The 16,475-nt window shown below is 67.7% G+C and carries 13 protein-coding genes and 2 pseudogenes; 6 read left to right on the top strand and 9 right to left on the bottom strand.

The genetic code is table 11. From position 1 onward, the window contains the following. Positions 1 to 65: 65 nt before the first annotated feature. The 5 genes from ubiB to oleC all read right to left on the bottom strand — a co-directional run bounded on the left by ubiB (position 66) and on the right by oleC (position 5,505). The gene (gene ubiB / locus HIV01_RS14705; protein WP_200608297.1) at positions 66 to 1,742 is read right to left on the bottom strand and encodes a ubiquinone biosynthesis regulatory protein kinase UbiB; all 1,677 of its coding nucleotides are present in this window, start codon (positions 1,740 to 1,742) and stop codon (positions 66 to 68) included. After that, positions 1,739 to 2,401, bottom strand: coding sequence for a ubiquinone biosynthesis accessory factor UbiJ (locus HIV01_RS14700; RefSeq protein ID WP_200608295.1), 663 nt, complete (start codon positions 2,399 to 2,401; stop codon positions 1,739 to 1,741). Before HIV01_RS14700 ends, ubiB begins: the two co-directional genes overlap by 4 nt. Before the next feature lie 129 nt (positions 2,402 to 2,530). Beyond that, entirely contained in the window at positions 2,531 to 2,689 is a 159-nt protein-coding gene (locus tag HIV01_RS14695; RefSeq protein WP_200608293.1) for a DUF1328 domain-containing protein, read from the bottom strand. A gap of 61 nt (positions 2,690 to 2,750) precedes the next feature. Then, positions 2,751 to 3,761 carry a 2-alkyl-3-oxoalkanoate reductase gene (oleD, locus tag HIV01_RS14690; RefSeq protein WP_200608291.1) on the bottom strand — a complete coding sequence of 337 codons (1,011 nt, stop codon included), beginning with the start codon at positions 3,759 to 3,761 and terminating at the stop codon, positions 2,751 to 2,753. Positions 3,762 to 3,846: 85 nt separating this feature from the next. After that, positions 3,847 to 5,505: an olefin beta-lactone synthetase gene (gene oleC / locus HIV01_RS14685; protein ID WP_200608289.1), complete on the bottom strand. Its 1,659-nt coding sequence runs from the start codon at positions 5,503 to 5,505 to the stop codon at positions 3,847 to 3,849. Positions 5,506 to 5,629: 124 nt separating this feature from the next. On the opposite strand from oleC, the gene HIV01_RS14680 reads away from it, so the two are divergent. Beyond that, positions 5,630 to 6,013, top strand: coding sequence for a YkgJ family cysteine cluster protein (locus HIV01_RS14680; protein WP_200608287.1), 384 nt, complete (start codon positions 5,630 to 5,632; stop codon positions 6,011 to 6,013). A 34-nt stretch (positions 6,014 to 6,047) separates the two neighbouring features. Here HIV01_RS14680 and HIV01_RS14675 read toward each other — a convergent pair whose 3' ends face one another. Continuing rightward, entirely contained in the window at positions 6,048 to 6,962 is a 915-nt protein-coding gene (locus tag HIV01_RS14675) for an alpha/beta fold hydrolase (protein WP_200608285.1), read from the bottom strand. Between the two features lie 198 nt (positions 6,963 to 7,160). Here HIV01_RS14675 and HIV01_RS14670 point away from each other — a divergent pair, with 198 nt between their 5' ends. From HIV01_RS14670 to ahr, 3 genes are all read left to right on the top strand, one after another. Further along, the gene (locus HIV01_RS14670) at positions 7,161 to 7,691 is read left to right on the top strand and encodes a hypothetical protein (RefSeq protein ID WP_200608284.1); all 531 of its coding nucleotides are present in this window, start codon (positions 7,161 to 7,163) and stop codon (positions 7,689 to 7,691) included. Positions 7,692 to 7,952: 261 nt separating this feature from the next. Then, the gene (locus HIV01_RS14665) at positions 7,953 to 9,242 is read left to right on the top strand and encodes a vanadium-dependent haloperoxidase (RefSeq protein WP_200608282.1); all 1,290 of its coding nucleotides are present in this window, start codon (positions 7,953 to 7,955) and stop codon (positions 9,240 to 9,242) included. 123 nt (positions 9,243 to 9,365) lie between these two features. After that, positions 9,366 to 10,382, top strand: a complete 1,017-nt coding sequence (gene ahr / locus HIV01_RS14660) for an NADPH-dependent aldehyde reductase Ahr (RefSeq protein WP_200608280.1) — start codon at positions 9,366 to 9,368, stop codon at positions 10,380 to 10,382. Between the two features lie 63 nt (positions 10,383 to 10,445). Here the strand turns inward: ahr and HIV01_RS14655 are convergent, their stop codons facing one another. From HIV01_RS14655 to HIV01_RS14645, 3 genes and pseudogenes are all read right to left on the bottom strand, one after another. Further along, the gene (locus tag HIV01_RS14655; protein WP_200608278.1) at positions 10,446 to 11,468 is read right to left on the bottom strand and encodes a 3-oxoacyl-ACP synthase III; all 1,023 of its coding nucleotides are present in this window, start codon (positions 11,466 to 11,468) and stop codon (positions 10,446 to 10,448) included. 181 nt (positions 11,469 to 11,649) lie between these two features. Further along, positions 11,650 to 11,958: pseudogene (locus HIV01_RS14650) on the bottom strand (DUF4156 domain-containing protein); the annotation flags it as partial. A gap of 209 nt (positions 11,959 to 12,167) precedes the next feature. Beyond that, positions 12,168 to 15,009, bottom strand: a pseudogene (locus tag HIV01_RS14645) (M16 family metallopeptidase). A 200-nt stretch (positions 15,010 to 15,209) separates the two neighbouring features. Here HIV01_RS14645 and HIV01_RS14640 point away from each other — a divergent pair. Both HIV01_RS14640 and HIV01_RS14635 read left to right on the top strand, forming a co-directional pair. Next, the gene (locus tag HIV01_RS14640) at positions 15,210 to 15,920 is read left to right on the top strand and encodes an SDR family oxidoreductase (RefSeq protein WP_200608274.1); all 711 of its coding nucleotides are present in this window, start codon (positions 15,210 to 15,212) and stop codon (positions 15,918 to 15,920) included. Between the two features lie 59 nt (positions 15,921 to 15,979). Beyond that, the gene (locus tag HIV01_RS14635) at positions 15,980 to 16,459 is read left to right on the top strand and encodes a tRNA (cytidine(34)-2'-O)-methyltransferase (RefSeq protein WP_200608272.1); all 480 of its coding nucleotides are present in this window, start codon (positions 15,980 to 15,982) and stop codon (positions 16,457 to 16,459) included. The last annotated feature ends 16 nt before the right edge of the window (positions 16,460 to 16,475 follow it).

The raw sequence follows: 16,475 nt of genomic DNA, 5'->3' as shown, positions 1-16,475 counted from the left end.
TTTGCGGCATCCGTTGCCTACTTCACCCCCTCCCGGCCTCCCCCTGCATTCGCAGGGGGAGGAGCTTAGCTGCGGCGCGGCCAGGCGGCCAGCAAGGCCCAGATGCCGCCGAGACCTGCGATCCAGGCTGCGGCCGGGATCGACCACAGGCTCGGGCCGCCGGCTTCCAGGCCGTACAGCACCGTGGCGCAGATCAGCAGGCCGACGCCGAGCACGGCGGCGACCGTGCGGCGCTGGGCCGAGCGGATCGAACGGTTGAGCTCGGCGAGGTCGCGCGAGTGCAGGTGCAGCTCGTGCTTGCCTTCGACCTGCTGGGTCAGCCAGGCGTGGAGCAGGCGCGGCATTTCCGGTGCGTGCGTGACCAGCTCCGGCAGGCGCTTGCGGAACTCGCTGGCCAGGCGCTGCGGGCTGTAGCGCTCGACCAGGATCTTCGTCAGCACCGGTCGTGCCACCGCCCAGATGTCGAGCTTGGGATCGAGCAGGCGGCCGACGCCCTCGATGTTGAGCAGGGTCTTCTGCAACAGGATCAGCTGCGGCTGCAGCGTCAGCTCGTAGCGCTGCGCGGTGCGGAACAGCTTCAGCAGTACTTCTGCCAGCGAGATCTCGCTCAGCGGACGGGTGAAGTACGGCTCGCATACCGCGCGCGCGGCCGCCTCGAGCTCGTCGATGCGGATGTGCGACGGCATCCAGCCGGCGCGCACGTGCAGCTCGGCGATGCGGCGGTAGTCGCGGTTGAAGATCGCCATGAAGTTCTCGGCGAGGTAGTACTGATCCTCGTCCGAGAGCTGGCCCATGATGCCGAAGTCCAGCGCAATGAAACGCGGGTTGTTGCGCCGCGCCGGATCGCTATCGACCCAGATGTTGCCGGCGTGGGCATCGGCATGGAAGAAGTTGTCGCGGAAGACCTGCGTGTAGAACACCCGCACGCCCTTGGCGGCAAGCGCGTGGCGGTCGATGCCGGCCGCATCCAGTGCTTCGATGTCGTCGGACGGGATGCCGCGCACGCGTTCGAGCGTCAGCGCGCGCTCGGCGGTGTGCGACCAGATCACCTCGGGCACGTACAGGTCGTCACTGTCGGCCCAGAACCGGCGCAGCACGCTGGCGTTGGCGCCTTCGCGCTGCAGGTCGAGTTCGGCGGCCAGCGTATTTTCGATCTCTTCGACAATTGCGCGCGGGCGGATCTTGTCGGCACTGGGATGGGTGCGATCGACGATCCCTGCCACGGCCTTGAGCAGGGCGATGTCGCCGCTGATCTGCTTTTCGATGTTCGGCCGCAGCACCTTGACCACGACTTCGCGCGATACGCCGTTGGCATCGGGCGGCAAGGTCGCTGCATGCACCTGGGCGATCGAGGCCGAGGCCAGGGGATTGGTGTCGAACTGGGCGAAAGCTTCGCTGACCGGACGCTCCAGCGCGCGCTCGACGATCAGCCGCGCGGCCTCGCCATCGAACGGTGCGACGCGGTCCTGCAGCAAGGCCAGTTCCTGCGCGACATCCGGCGGTACCAGGTCGCGGCGCGTCGACAGGATCTGTCCGAACTTGACGAAGATCGGCCCCAGTTCCTGCAGCGCCAGGCGCAGGCGCGCGCCACGCGGTTGCGCCGCGATTTCGGCGGAGGCACGCGGTACGAACGGCCGGGCCAGCTTGAGCCACGGTTCGACCGGGGTGTCGTCGAGCAGGTCGTCGAGGCGGTAGCGCAACAGCACGCGGCCGATGCGCCATGCACGGAACACAGGCTTCATGCACCGCCCCCGGTACGCACACGCAAACGGCCCACGCGCGCGGCGAGGCGTTCGACGTCGTCACGCAGGGTGTCGACGTCGTCGTGGAAGGCATTGAGTTCCTCGCGCGGGATCACGTCGCGCGATTCCTCGGTGACGTACTCCGCGGCGTTGCCGGCGAATGCGCCGGCGGCGCCGCGGGCATGGCGCAGGCCGGCGGCGAACGAGCTGGCGATCTGCACGCCGAGGACTTCGCCGAAGACGCTGACGAACGGCTGCTGCCAGTCCGGATCGAATCGTTCGGCCAGGCGCTGCAGGCGGCGCGCAAGTTCGGCATCGCCTTCGATGCGCAATTTGCCGACCGGCGGCGCGTCGTCATTACGCAGGAATGGCAGCTGCGACAGCAGGCCTCCCAACGTGCTGCGGACCGACAGGTCGAGTTCGCCCTCGCCCTCGATCGGCCCCACCTCGAGCCGTTCGCCGGCCACCCGTACCTGCAGCGCCAGCGGCGGCGCAGCCACGCGCAGGGCGACGCGGCGGCCGTCCAGCGTGCGCAGCCCGTCGCGGGTGTCGGGGTCCAGTGCCAGTGCGCGATTGAGCGCGGCCTCCAGGGCCCGGCCGGCAATGGGCTTGAGCGCGGCCAGCGCCGAGGGAGCCGGCTGTGGGGATGAGTCTGTCATCCCGTCATTGTAGCCCTGCCCCCTGCTCTCCCCGGGGATGTCTCCCCAGCGCCGGGCTCCCCTTCCCTGCGGGTCCGGCGCAGCCTGAGGCCACCGTCTCCCGGTGGCGGTCACTCTTATGCTTCTGGATCAGACGCGTCTGCCGCGCAGCATCGAGACGATGGCGAGGATCAGGAAGACGACAAAGAGAATCCAGGCGATGTTGCTGGCCGTGCCGGCGATGCCGGTAAAGCCCAGCACAGCGGCAATGATCGCGATGACGAAGAACACCACTGCGTAGTGCAGCATCGGAAACCTCCGGCGACTCGCGCCTGATGGATGTAGCCCGATCCTGCATAGGCATTCGTTTTCAGTGGGTGACGGCCGCGTGTTCCGTGCATGCGGCCTTCAGCCGGGTGAGTCCCTCGTGAATGCTCACTCGCGGTACGTAGCCGAAGTCGCGCTTGGCCGGTGCCATGTCGTACCAGTGCGTCGTGCTCAGCTGCTCGGCGAGGAAGCGCGTCATCGGCGGCTCGCCCTTGAGCGGCAGCGCATGCCACAGACCTTCGCAAAGGACGCCCGCGGCATAGGCGGCGCGGAACGGAATGGTCTTGGTCACCAGCGGTGCACCGGCGGCCTGCAGCAGACCGTTGATGATCTCGCGCACGGTCCTGGGTTCGCCGTTACTGATGAAGTAAGGACGACCGGCGCAGGCCGCGCCCGGTGCGAGATGGTCGAAGGCATCGAAATGCGCCTGTGCGGCGTTGTCGACATACGTCGTGTCGATGCGGTTCTCGCCGTCGCCGACGAAGCGCAGGCGCCCGGCCTTGGCGCGCTCGACCAGACGCGGCAGCAGCTGGTTGTCGCCCACGCCCCAGATCAGGCGCGGACGCAGGGCGATGGTGGCCAGCGAGGTGTCGTTGGCGGCGATCACCGCGCGCTCGGCAATCTGCTTGGTCGCGGCGTAGGGCGCCTTGAGGTGGTCGCCATAGGGCACGTTCTGCGCGGTGCCGCCTTCGACCGGATGGGTGGCGCGATGGGTGACGCTCGGTGTGGAGGTGTAGACCAGTCGGCCGATGCCATGCGCGCGGCAGGCGGCGATGACGTTGTCGGTGCCGACGACATTGGCCAGGTGGTAACTCTCGTAACTACCCCAGGCGCCGGCCTTGGCAGCGTTATGGAACACCGCATCGCAGCCGCGTGCGGCAGACACAATCGCATCGCGCTGGGCGAGGTCGCCCTGCACCTGGGTCACGCCGATGGCGTCGAGCGCGTCGTAGCGGCCGCGGTTGAAACTCGTGACCTCGTAGCCGCGCGCGCGCAAGCCCCGGCACAACGCCTGCCCGAGGAAACCACCGCCTCCGGTTACCAGTATCTTCATTCGTGTGTGGCCTTTGCCGACGCGTTGTCGCTATGGGGATGGTGTATCGCTATTACACATCGGGGCGAAGCACCGCGTCACGATTTCAGTAAGACGTGGGCCGTGCCGCGACCCATGCCGCCAGCTTCTCCCGCCCGATCTTGGCGTTGTGGCGGATGTCGACCGGGAACCTGGGATGCAATGCGAACTGGTCGATGCCGGCGGTATGCCGCTGCGTCTGGCCCAGCGCGCGCAACTCGCGCTCGATTCGCGGCCACTGCCCGGCATCCACGCCGGGCTGCAGCTCCACGCACAGCACCGGCCGCTGTGATCCCTCCATGCCGAGCCCCACCAGCGCCGTGCGTCGCGCCTCATGGTGGGTGTTGAACACCGGCTCGACCTGCTCGGTGTACAGCGGACCCTGTGCGGTCTCCACGCGGTGCGACTTGCGACCACAGAACCACAGCTGCCCCTGCGCATCGAGATAGCCGACATCGCCCATCCGGTGCACGACGCGTTCGCCTCCATCGGCCAGCGGCTCACGAATCTTCGCCAGGCGCGTCTGCGCCTCACGGTTGAAATACTGGTCGGTAACGCTGGGACCGGCCACGGAGATCTCACCGACGACGCCGGCCGCAACTTCCAGGTCGTCCGACCACTGTGCGATCGCATCGTCGCTGATGCGGATGATGCGGACCTCGTTGGGCGCGACCGGACGACCGACGCAGGTGCCGGCGCCGGTTTCGGTCGCCGCGCGCGTGGCCTGCAGTTCGCGACCTTCGATCACGGCCACAGGCAGGCACTCGGTGGCGCCGTACGGCGTCCAGAACTGCGCGTCCTGCGGCAACAGCTCGCGCATCCGGGCGACCACGTCGGCCGGGACCGGCGCGCCGGCGGAGGTCACGCGCTTCACCGTCGGCAGCGGCGCGCCGTGGCCGGCGAGCACGGCCATCAGCGCCGGCGAGCCGAACAACTGGTCGACGCCGAAGCGGGCGATGGCGTCGTGCAGCTTGCGCGGGTCGGCCAGCGCCGGCTTGGTCGGGTCCATGTCGGGGATGATCGAGGTCAGCCCCAACGCCGGATCGAACAGCGCGAACGGCGGGAAGGTCGGCAGGTCGACGCCACCGGCACGGATGCCGAAGGCGTCGCGCAGCATCGCGATCTGGGCGACGAAGTGGCGGTGGCGGTAGACCACGCCCTTGGGGATGCCGGTCGAACCGCTGGTGAAGAGGATCGCGGCGACGTCGTCGGGCTCGGTTGCGGCCAGTTGCGATCCCGCGCCGGCGCCCTCGGCCTCGACCCGTGCCAGGGTGGCGTCGGCCAGCCAGGCGCGCCGGCCGGTGGTGATCCGGACCTTCGCCGAGCGGGCCCAGCCCAGTACCACTCGCGCCACCTGCGCCAGCGGGATGCCGATGAACGCCTCCGGCTGGGCCTCGTCCAGGCACTGCCGCAGGGCGCGCCGGTCGATGCCCGGATCGACCAGCACCGGCACCGCGCCAGCCTTGAACAGGGCGAACATCAGCAGGAAGAACTCCGGCGACGGCCGCACCATCACCACCGTCCGGGTGCCTCGAACGATCCCGCGCCGGGCCAGGCCTGCGGCGATCGCATCGCTGCGGGCGTCCAGTTCGCGGTAGGTCAGGGTCAGGTCGAAACGGGCCAGACCGTCCGGACCGCGCGTCCCGGGGCAGCGCATGGCCACCCGGTCGGGGAACTGTGCCGCCAGACCAGGCAGCGACGCGGCAATGTTGCAGGGGGTGCTCATCTATTCATGCTCATCCATTCATTCTCGCCTTTATGCACAGCGCTTGCTTCGGGCCGGCAAAGCCTCAGAATCGCGCCCCCGAACCGCTGTTTCTGGACCCTGTCAGTCCATGCAACACCAGCCCATGCAACACCCCTGCCTGACCTGCGGCGCCTGCTGCGCCTTCTTCCGCGTGAGTTTCCACTGGTCCGAGGCCGACCCGGAGCTCGGCGGGCGGGTACCGCTGGAGCTGACCGAGTCGCTGCGCTCGCACGAGCGGGTCATGCGCGGCACCTCGCAGGCGAAGCCGAGCTGCATTGCACTGGACGCCGACATCGGCCGCTACAGCCGTTGCAGCATCCACGACCGGCGCCCGTCGGTCTGCGCGGCGGTGCCGGCGTCGTGGGAGTTCGGTGCCGCCAGCGCGCAATGCGACAAGGCGCGCGTGGCCCATGGCCTGGCGGTGCTGACCCAGGACGACTGGGCCGGCGTCGGCGAGGCGGACAAGAACCCGCTGCCAGCCCTGTAATCGCATCGGCCGGCCGCATGCAGGCCAGCCATGTTCAAAGCGGGTGCGTGTCCAGGAAGGTCCGGATCTCCGGCACCAGCACCGAGGCCTTGTCCTCCAGCACGTAGTGCCCGGCATCCTCGAACGCATGCACCTGCGCCTGCGGCAACGCGTCGGTGAAGCCCTTGAGGAAATGCTTGTCGAACACGAAGTCGCGCAGGCCCCAGCCGATGAACGTCGGGCGGTCGGCGTATTCGGGCAGCTTGCGGCCCATCGCCTGCACCAGCGGCCAGGCGGCATCGCCCTCGCCCAGCGGGATGTCCTGGACGAAGCGCGAGGTAGCGATGCGGTTGGCCCAGGTGTCGTACGGCGCCAGGTAGGCGCGGCGGACGTCGGCGGACATCGCGTCTTCGACGCCGACCCGCGCGGTGACGGCGGCGAAGGCGTTGAGACCGCGGATCATGCCGGTGCCCAGCGCCGAATCGCGACCCAGCCGCAGCGACTTCGGCAGCGGCTTTTCCGCCGGCAACGGGAACGCGCCGGTGTTGAGGATGACCAGCCGACGGATCTGCGCCGAATGCTTCAGGCCCCAGCCGAAGCCGATGCCACCGCCCCAGTCGTGCACCGCCAGCGTCACCGGACCGGTCACGCCCAGCGACTGCAGCAGCGTCTCGACGTCGTCGATGCGCGATTGCAGGGTGTAGCGGTAGCCCGGGCTCGCGCCGGCGGCATCGTCGGGCTTGTCCGACAGGCCCATGCCGACATGGTCGGGAACGATGCAGCGGTAGCGATCGCGCAGGCCCAGCACCAGCCGGCGCCAATAGAAGCTCCACGACGGGTTGCCGTGCAGCATCACCACCACTTCGCCATCGCGAGGGCCTTCGTCGAGGTAGCTCATCCCGATGTCGGGTCGGACCTGGAGGCGCTGCGGGGTGAAGGGGTAGTCGGGAAGTGGAAGGTCGATCGTCATGGCGGCTCGGTGGCGCTCGCGGGAGGCCGCAAGCCGGGAACAAGCCGCCATTATCCCGTGCCGGGGCGGCTGTGCGCACTTCTTGATGACGTCGCCCTCACGTTGATGAGCCGTGGCCGGCGCAATCACCACGAATTCACGGTCACGCAACCAGCCGCACAACACGATCCGGTTGATGACAGCCACCAGGAGCGTGTCATGACCGACCATGTGCTCACCGGCGAAGTCTCCAACAGCAAGGTCGCCGCCGTACTCGACAGCAAGGCCGCCGCCTTGCAGGCGGCCGATACCATCCGCCGCACGCTGCACCTGAAGGACAGCCAGGTGCGCGTGGTTGCGCCACACGATCCGCGCGCGGGCAAGAAACTCGAGCCGGAGAGCCAGGGCATCTTCTCGACGATGCTGCGCGCGCATTTCTGGCTTGGCCTGCTCGGTGCGGCGCTCGGCGCCGTGCTGTTCGGCGTTCTGTGGACGCTGCGCATACCTTTCATCGTCAACTCGGCCGCGTACGCGGCCGGCGCGATCATCTTCTTCGCCGCGGTTGCAGGACTGATGTTCGGCGGTCTGGTCACGCTGCGGCCCGACCATGATCTCTACATCCTCAAGGTGCAGGATGCACTCGGCGAAGGTCGCTACGCGGTGGTCGTGCACGCGCTCTCGCATGCGCAGCGAACGCAGGTGGCCGAGCTGCTGCGCAGTGCCAGCGGTGAGGTCATCACGACGCTGTAGCAGTTGCCTGTTTTCGAGCAGACCTCGCGCACCGCGCACGCGGGTGTCGGCAGCCGCGTTTTCTCGATTGGGGGCGCTTCCCGGCAGGATTCGTGCCAGTCCGCGACGCCCGGTAGCGCATGCGTTTGCGCGACGTGGCCCGCGCGGCGGTCCTACCGCGTAATTCTTCTGCGTCGATCTCGTAAACCTTCTGGTCGAGTTCAATGCCGCCCCCCGGCGGTCGCGTCGCGATGGCGCGTCCTCTGATGCAAGGAGTCCACCATGAAGTTCCCCCGGAAGCATTCGCCCCGCTGGTTGTTGGCGGGTGTCCTGCCGTTGGTTGTTCCATGCCAGGCACTGGCCGACGCCGTGACTGACTGGAATGCCACCACCAACCAGGTCATCGGCGCGGCAGGGGGCCCGCCGCAGCAGTTCCGCGTGTTCGCGATGGTCCACATCGCCATCCACGATGCATTGAACGCGATCGATCCGCGCTACAGGACCTACGCCGTGGTCGGTGCCGGCAATCCCAATGCATCGCCCGATGCGGCGGTCGCACGCGCAGCGCGCGATGTACTGCTGGCGACGTTGCCGACCCAGGCCGCCACCATCAATACCGCCTACACCAACTTCATCGCCGCGCTTCCCGCCTGCCCTCCGGCGCAGGCTGCCTGCGTGAGCCAGGGCGAGACCATCGGCGCTGCGGCTGCCGATGCCATCCTCGACATGCGCGTCCTCGATGGTTCGCAGACGCCGCACGTGCCGTACACGCTCGGGCCGGGCCCTGGCGTTTACCAGCCGACGCCGCCGACACCTCCTGCACCCGCACCGTTCCCGCAGTTCGGTGGCTGGGGCAATGTCGAACCCTTCGCGTTGAACAATGCGATGCAGTTCAACCCGGGCAAGGCAGCCATGCTCAACATCAAGACCACGGCCTACGCCAAGGATTACAACGAAGTCAAAGCCGTCGGCAACGCGGCCGTCCGCAATGCCGCGCCCGATTCCGAGCCGAGTCGCATCGCGCGCTTCTGGCCCGGTGGCGGCGGCAACCTCAATGGCGTCGCCCGCGTCATCGTCGCCGACTACGACTTCGACCTGTGGGAGCATGCGCGCCTGTTCGCGCTGATGAACATGGCCATCAACGACGGTCTCGTCGCCACGTTCCGGGTCAAGTACACCCACAACTTCTGGCGCCCCTACACGGCCATCCACTGGGTCGATGACGGCAACAAGGCCACGCAACCCGACGCCAACTGGACGTCGTACATCGTCACGCCGCCGTATCCGGATTACACCTGCGGCCTGCCCAACACCGTCGGCTCCTTCAGCGGCGCGCTGCGCGAGTTCTTCGGCACCGACAAGGTGCCCTTCACCATCACCGCCACCGGGCTTCCGCCTTCGGTCACCCGCAGCTACACCAGCTTGTCGCAAGCTGCCAATGAATCCGCGGATGCGCGCGTTTATGGCGGCATCCACTTCCGCACCGGCTGCGAGGCCGGGGTGAAGCTGGGACAGAAGGTCGGCAAGTTCGTGGCCACCACGCAATTGCGGCCGCAACCCAGGCGCCATTGAGTCATCCGGCAGCGGCGACCGGGCCGGCGGCCAGCGCCGGTCCGGTCACTGCGATTTCATCCGTTCGATGCGGCGACCGGCGTAGCGTCGGTGACCCTTGCTGATGCGTGATGGAGAGCGGGAATGGCGACGATCAAGGCATGGGCCGCTCAGGGTCCTGGCAAGCCGCTGGCCTTGCAGGACCTGGACTTGGGACCGCTCGGCGCGGAAGAGGTCGAAGTGGATGTCGAGTACTGCGGCATCTGCCACTCCGACTTGTCGATGCTCGACAACGACTGGGGGATGACCCAATACCCGCTGGTGCCAGGCCATGAGGCGATCGGTCGTGTTTCCGCCGTCGGCAGCCATGCCAAGGGATTGCAGGTGGGCCAGCGCGTCGGCGTGGGCTGGACCGCGGAAACCTGCATGCATTGCCGCGAATGCCTGTCCGGCGCCCAGAACCTGTGTCCGAACGGCACGCCAACCATCGGCGGGCACCATGGCGCCTTCGCGCAGAAAGTGCGCGCGCACTGGGCCTGGGCGATACCGGTTCCTGATGGCCTCGATGTCGCCAGCGCCGGCCCGCTGCTGTGCGGCGGCATCACCGTCTTCAAGCCCTTCCTGGCCTACGACATCAAGCCGACGATGCGAGTCGGCGTGGTTGGTATTGGCGGCCTGGGCCACATGGCGATCAAGTTCGCCGCCGCCTGGGGCTGCGACGTCACCGCGTTCACCTCGACCGCGGCGAAAGCCGACGAGGCGCGCGGATTCGGTGCGCACCACGTCGTCGCCAGTCGCGATTCGGCGGCAATCGCCGCCATCGCCGGCAGCCTCGACCTGTTGCTGGTGACGGTGAACGTGCCGATGGACTGGGACGCGATGGTCGGCACGCTCGCGCCGAAAGGCCGCATGCATGTGGTCGGCGCGGTGCTGGAGCCGATCCCGGTGGCCGCCTTCAGCCTGATCATGAAGCAACGCGAGATCTCCGGATCACCCACCGGCTCACCGACCGACATCGCCACGTTGCTCGACTTCGCCGCCCGGCACGACATCCGGCCGCAGGTCGAGATGTTCCCGATGGGCAAGGTCAACGAAGCGCTGACGCACCTGCGCGAAGGCAAGGCGCGCTATCGCATCGTGCTGGACGCGTCGGCGATCTAGGTGCCGCACCAAAAGAAAACCCGGCACATGGCCGGGTTTTCTGTTTCGCGATTGCGCTGGCGCTTACCAGACCACTTCCGCCATCGAGCAGTTCAGGCCCGAGCCGATGCCGAGCAGCGCCACGCGCGTGCCCTTCTTCAGGCGGCCGCCCTCGCGCAGCTTGCTCAGCACGATCGGCACCGAGGCCGGACCGATGTTGCCGTGCTCGCCGAAGATGGTCATGACCTTCTTCGGGTCGATGCCGAAGGCCTTGAGGAAGGCCTGGGTGTGGGCCTTGCTGACCTGGTGGATGACGAACTCGTCGAGCTCCTCGACCACCCAGCCCATCGCCGCGCGGGCGGCAACGAAGGTGGTCTTGGCGAGCTTGAGGCCTTCGATCATCAGCATGCGGCCGTCGGCCACCATGCGGTCGTGGTGCAGGTCGCCGCGGCACAGCTGGTTCCACTCGGTGGCCGAGCGGGTGACGCTGCCACGGTAACGCGGTGCGCCCGGAGCCAGTTCGGTACGCGCCAGCACCATCGCCGCGGCACCACTGCCGAGCGTGAGCGTGGCCATCTCGTCGCGGAACTGCTCCTGGGTGACATCGTCGCGGCTCAGGCGCTCGAGGGTCTTCTCGTAGGCCAGGTCAGCGGTCTCGCCGTTGACGACCAGGGCGTAGTCGATCTCGCCGCGCTCGATCATGCGGCTGGCGATGTCCATGCCGTTGAGGAACGCGAGGCAGGCGTTGGCGACGTCGAAGTTCTGGCAGGTGTTGGGCAGGCGCAGATTGCCCGAGACGATGGAGGCCGTGGACGGCTCCAGGTAGTCGCGGCTGACCGAGGTGCTGACGAGCAGCCCGACGCGATCGGCGTCGATGCCGGCGTCAGCCAGTGCCTTCACGCCTGCAAGCGTTGCGGCATCGGAGGCGCGGACTTCGCCGTCCCACAGACGCCGTTCGCGCACACCCGCTACTTCTTCGAGCACGTTGTAATTGATGCCCAGACGATCGAGCGTGGGCTTGAGACGCGTGTTGATCTCATCCGAGGTCAGCCGGCGAGGAGCGTCGATATGTGCGAGGCCGGCGATTGCGACGTGCTGGAACAACATGGTGGTCTGACCGGAGACGGATGAACACACCATGTTAACGCTTTATCGGGCAAGCCACCATTCGGTGGCGTGTGGTGCACCGCGCCGGCGACGAACGGCACGGCCCGGATCAGCGTCCGATCGGATAGGTCTGGGCACTGCCACCGGACCCGGAGGCCTTCGTAGCAGCGTTCCCGGCGGCGCAGCGCCAGGCGGCGAAGCGCTGCGAGCCATTGAGCGGCTCGCCCATTGGCTGAACGGTATCGGCCTGCAGGCTCGGCGCCTCATTGCGTGCAAGCGTTTCCAGCTCCTCGCGAACGCGCAACTGGTTGCGGTCGTAGAAGGCCACGCTGTTCTTGACCGACACTTCGACTTCGCCGCGCTTCTCGCAACCGGCCGGCGCGCTGCTGCCGTCGATCACGCGCACCGAGGACGCGCCCGGTGCCATCTGCACCCAGGTGCATCCAGCCATCGCCACCGCACAACCCACTGCCAGGACCGTAGCCCTCATCGACTGACGCATTGCCTGCTCCGAATGATTGCTGAGTACGGCACGGCGCAATCCGCGACCGGCCACTCGACCGGCGCGATTGTCGCCTCACACGCTGACGTTGTGAATGAGACGAAGTGAACACCGACTGAGGCGGCGGTCGCGCTTTTGCGCAAGCCGCCGCCTGTGCCAGAAGTGAGAACCCCTCCCAAAGGAGGGGTTGGCGGCGATTACTTCGTCTGGCCGTCGGCGTCCAGGACCTGCACGTCGCCGAGCTTGAGTGCGCGCACCGGCTGTTCGATCTGCTTGAGATCGCCGACCACGACCCAGGTCAGTGCATCCGGATCGATAGTGGCAGCGGCCGCCTTGACCTGCTCCGGCGTCAGCGCTTCGATCTCGGCCTTGCGCTTGAACACGTAGTCGTCCGGACGGTCGTAGCGGACGATCGCGCTGATCGCGCCGAGCACGGCCGAGGCGGTTTCGAACGAACCGGGCAGTCCGCGGATCTCGGTCGCCTGGATCTTCGCCACTTCTTCCGCGGTCGGCGGCTTCTGCCCGCTGGAGTACGCGCTGATCTCGCGCTGCAGTTCCTTCAGCGAGTCGGCGGTCTTGTCGATCTGCACCGGGGCGAAGGCCATCCACGGGCGCTGGCCGAGCGAGTTGGCCGAGAAACTGTAGGCGCCGTACGCCCAGTGCTTGCTCTCACGCAGGTTCATGTTCAATCGCGAGGAAAACTCGCCGCCGAGCACCGAATTGGCGATATCGAACCGCACCGAGCTGGGGTCCTTGGTCGAAGGCACGACTTCACCGGCGAAGATGTTCGCCTGCACCGCGCCGGGCTGGTCGATCAGGAACACGCGCGGCGCCTTCGGCCCTGGCGACTTCGCCGATCGTCGGCTTGGCCGGCGCTTCGCCCGTGCCCTTCCAGTCGCCCAGGTGCTTGTCGAGCAGCGGCACGATCTCCTTCAGCGTGGTGTCGCCGACGACGATCAGCGTCGCATCCTGCGGGCGCACCCAGGCCTGGTGGAACGCGACCAGGTCGTTGCGGCTGAGCGAGGCGATCGACTCCTCGGTGCCGCTGCCACTGAACGGCATCGCGTACGGGTGGCCCTCGCCGTACAGCAACGGCGGCAGCACGCGCAGCGCGGCGCCATTCGGACGCGCCTTCTCCTGCTTGATGCCGGCGATCCACGATGCCTTGACCCGGTCGATCTCCTTCTGGTCGAAGCGCGGCGCGCGCAGCATCTGCGAGAACAGGTCGATCGATGGCACCAGGTTTTCCTTCAGCGCCGACAGGTAGACCTTGCCGCCATCGAGCGAAGCGCCGGCACCCATGCTGGCGCCGAGCGATTCGACGCGGTCGCCGAACGCCAGCGAATCGAGCTTGCCCGCGCCCTCGTCGAGCATGCCCATGGTGAAGCTCGACGTGCCGAGCGTGTGTCCCTGGTCGGCGCTGAAGCCGCCAAGGAACTCGTAGCTCATCTGCACGACCGGGATGTCATGGCGCTCGGCGAGGATCACGCGCGTACCGTTCTTCAGCATCGCGCGCTGCAACGAGGGGAACTTCAGGTCGGGGAACTGGCTGGTCACCGGCACGCCCTTGCTGCGGTCGACCGTGCTCGGCGTGGTGGCAAACTTCGGATCCACCGGCGGCAGCGTCAGCGGGGCCGGCGTCACCGACGGGTCCTCGGCGATCACCGTGCGTTCGCCCGGCACCACCAGCAGGGTATGGCTGCCCTTGGTCAGCCACTTGTTGCCGATCGCCTTGAGGTCCTTGGGCGTTGCGGTCTCGATCACCTTGAGGCTGTCGCGGAAACAGCCCGGGTTGCCGGTGTAGACGGTGCATTCGGCCAGTGCGTCGGCCTTGCCGCCAAAGCCGCCGATGCGCTCGATGCCGCGCACGAAGCCGGCCTTGAACACCGTGCGTGCCTGCTCGACCTCGACCTTGCTCGGGCCGTCCTTGAGCAGGCGCTTGATCTCCTCGTCGATGACCGCTTCGACCTTGGCCGGATCGACGCCCTCCTTCACATCGGCGGTGACCATGAAGCTGGAGCTCAGCTGCGAGCCATAGGCCGAGGCGGAAACGCTGTCGACGATCTTGTCTTCGTGCAGCAGGCGGCGGTCCAGGCGCGAGGACTTGCTGCCGCCGAGCACCTGCGCCAGCAGTTGCAGCTGGTCGATGTCGGTGGTGCCGGTCTGGGCGACGTTCCAGACACGATAGATGCGCGACTGCGGCACCTTGTCGGTCATGGTGGCGCGGGTCGACTTCTCCAGCGGTGCGACGTCGACCTTCGGCTGGGCCATGGTCGGCGTGGCCGGGATGTTGCCGAAGTACTCGGTGACCTTCGCTTTCGCGGTGGCCAGGTCGATGTCGCCGGCGAGCACCAGCACGGCGTTGTTCGGGCCATACCAGGTGCGGAACCAGCCCTTCACGTCCTCGAGCGAGGCCGAGTTGAGGTCGGCCATCGAGCCGATCGTGCTGTGGTGGTAGGGATGCGTCCTGGGATACATCGCCTTGCCCAGCTCGTCCCAGACCTGGCCATAGGGCTGGTTCTCGCCCTGGCGCTTCTCGTTCTGGACGACGCCGCGCTGCTCGTCGAGCGTGGCCTGGTCGATCGCGCCGAGCAGGTGGCCCATGCGGTCGGACTCCATCCACAGCGCCATGTCGAGCGCGGTGGTGGGCACGTTCTGGAAGTAGTTGGTGCGGTCGGAGTTGGTCGTGCCGTTCTGGTCGGTGGTGCCGACCAGCTCGAAGGGCTCGAAGAATTCGCCGCGGTAGTTCTCCGAGCCGTTGAACATCAGGTGCTCGAACAGGTGGGCGAAGCCGGTGCGCCCTGCCGGCTCGTCCTTGCTGCCGACGTGGTACCAGATGTTGACCGCGACAATCGGCGCCTTGCGATCGGTGTGCACCACCACGCGCAGCCCGTTGGGCAGCGTGAATTCCTCGAAAGGAATGTCCACGGTCGCCTTGGGCGCTGCCAGCGCGGACGACGGTGCGAAGCCGGTGCCGGCGACGGCCGTGGCCAGGGCGACGGCGAGGACCGCGGCGCGCGGTCGGAAGGTAGCGGTCATGGAAGACTCCTGATCGGGTGACGCCCGGACTCCCTTGTCCAGGTGGAAGCTTGCATCCTAGGCCACCGGCGAAGGCAGGCAACAGGCCAAAAGTCCCACCGGACCGGTATTGGGCGGGCGCCGACCCATCATCCGGCCAACGCGGCACACTTCGGCCCCGGGCCATACACTGGCGCCTTCGTCGCGCAGGGATGACCGCCATGAGTGATGCCCCGCTTCCCCGTCGCTGCCTGGTCACCGGCGCCAACCGCGGCCTCGGCCTGGAGTTCGTTCGCCAGCTGCTCGCCCGCGGCGACCGCGTGATCGCCACCAGCCGCCACCCGGGCCGCGCCCACGCCCTCAACCAGCTGGCCGGGCAGAACCCGGGACGCCTGCACGTGCTGCCGCTGGACGTGGCCGAGCCGAAGACGCATGCCGAACTCGCCCGCGAGCTGCCGCTGGTCACCGACGGCATCGACCTGCTGATCAACAACGCCGGCGTGCTGCATTCGGGCGAACGCTTCGGCCACGTCGCCGCCACGCAGCTCGACGACAGCCTGCGCACCAATGCCGCCGGCCCGTTCCTGCTGACCCAGGCACTGGCGCCGCACCTGGCCGACGCTGCCAAGGTCGCCAACCTGTCGTCGATGCTGGGCTCGATCTCCTCGGTCGACGGCTTCCACACGCCGACCTACGCGATCTCCAAGGCGGCGCAGAACATGGCGACGGTGCTGCTGGCCCAGGCCCTGCACGAACGTGGCATCACCGTGATCGCCCTGCACCCGGGCTGGGTGCAGACAGACATGGGCGGCAAGGGCGCGCAGGTGACGCCGGCCGACTCCGCACGCGGGCTGCTGGGCGTGATCGATTCGGCGACGCTGGCCGACAGCGGACGCTTCATCGACTGGCAGGGCAATGCATTGCCCTGGTGAGCTCGATCACGTTTGAAAGCGCCGGTTGACCGTACCGGAAGAACCCACACACTGTCGCGATGTTCGACGTCATCCTCTTCCAGCCTGAAATCCCCCCCAACACCGGCAACGTGATCCGCCTGTGCGCCAACACCGGCGCGCGGCTGCACCTGGTGCGGCCGCTCGGATTCGACCTGGAGGACCGCCAGCTCAAGCGTGCCGGTCTCGACTACCACGAGTACGCCACGCTGCAGGTGCACGACGACCTCGATGCGGCGTTGGCGGCCATCGCCCAGGCCAACGGCGTCCCGCCGCGATTGTTCGCGCTGAGCACGCGCGGCACGACCCGTTTCGACGGCCCTGCCTACGGCGCCGGCGACGTATTCCTGTTCGGCCCGGAAACACGCGGCCTGCCGGCCGACGTGCTCGAACGCGTGCCGGCGGCGCAACGCCTGCGCTTGCCCATGCGCCCGGACAACCGCAGTCTCAATCTGTCCAACGCGGTGGCGGTGGTGGTGTTCGAGGCGTGGCGCCAGCACGGATTTTCCGGCGGTCAGTGAATGCCCTGCCGCTTGA

The organism is Lysobacter arenosi, from assembly GCF_016613475.2.
GTDB classification, from domain to species: Bacteria; Pseudomonadota; Gammaproteobacteria; order Xanthomonadales; family Xanthomonadaceae; genus Lysobacter_J; species Lysobacter_J arenosi.
Note: the sequence above shows the minus strand (reverse complement) of the source record. Positions and strands in the feature narration are given on the sequence as shown.

Coding starts and splice junctions, on each gene's coding strand:
- oleD (WP_200608291.1), bottom strand. CDS start 3,761: ATGAAGATACTGGTAACCGGAGGCGGTGGTTTCCTCGGGCAGGCGTTG.
- HIV01_RS14695 (WP_200608293.1), bottom strand. CDS start 2,689: ATGCTGCACTACGCAGTGGTGTTCTTCGTCATCGCGATCATTGCCGCT.
- oleC (WP_200608289.1), bottom strand. CDS start 5,505: ATGAGCACCCCCTGCAACATTGCCGCGTCGCTGCCTGGTCTGGCGGCA.
- ahr (WP_200608280.1), top strand. CDS start 9,366: ATGGCGACGATCAAGGCATGGGCCGCTCAGGGTCCTGGCAAGCCGCTG.
- ubiB (WP_200608297.1), bottom strand. CDS start 1,742: ATGAAGCCTGTGTTCCGTGCATGGCGCATCGGCCGCGTGCTGTTGCGC.
- HIV01_RS14680 (WP_200608287.1), top strand. CDS start 5,630: ATGCAACACCCCTGCCTGACCTGCGGCGCCTGCTGCGCCTTCTTCCGC.
- HIV01_RS14670 (WP_200608284.1), top strand. CDS start 7,161: ATGACCGACCATGTGCTCACCGGCGAAGTCTCCAACAGCAAGGTCGCC.
- HIV01_RS14635 (WP_200608272.1), top strand. CDS start 15,980: ATGTTCGACGTCATCCTCTTCCAGCCTGAAATCCCCCCCAACACCGGC.
- HIV01_RS14655 (WP_200608278.1), bottom strand. CDS start 11,468: ATGTTGTTCCAGCACGTCGCAATCGCCGGCCTCGCACATATCGACGCT.
- HIV01_RS14675 (WP_200608285.1), bottom strand. CDS start 6,962: ATGACGATCGACCTTCCACTTCCCGACTACCCCTTCACCCCGCAGCGC.
- HIV01_RS14640 (WP_200608274.1), top strand. CDS start 15,210: ATGAGTGATGCCCCGCTTCCCCGTCGCTGCCTGGTCACCGGCGCCAAC.
- HIV01_RS14700 (WP_200608295.1), bottom strand. CDS start 2,401: ATGACAGACTCATCCCCACAGCCGGCTCCCTCGGCGCTGGCCGCGCTC.
- HIV01_RS14665 (WP_200608282.1), top strand. CDS start 7,953: ATGAAGTTCCCCCGGAAGCATTCGCCCCGCTGGTTGTTGGCGGGTGTC.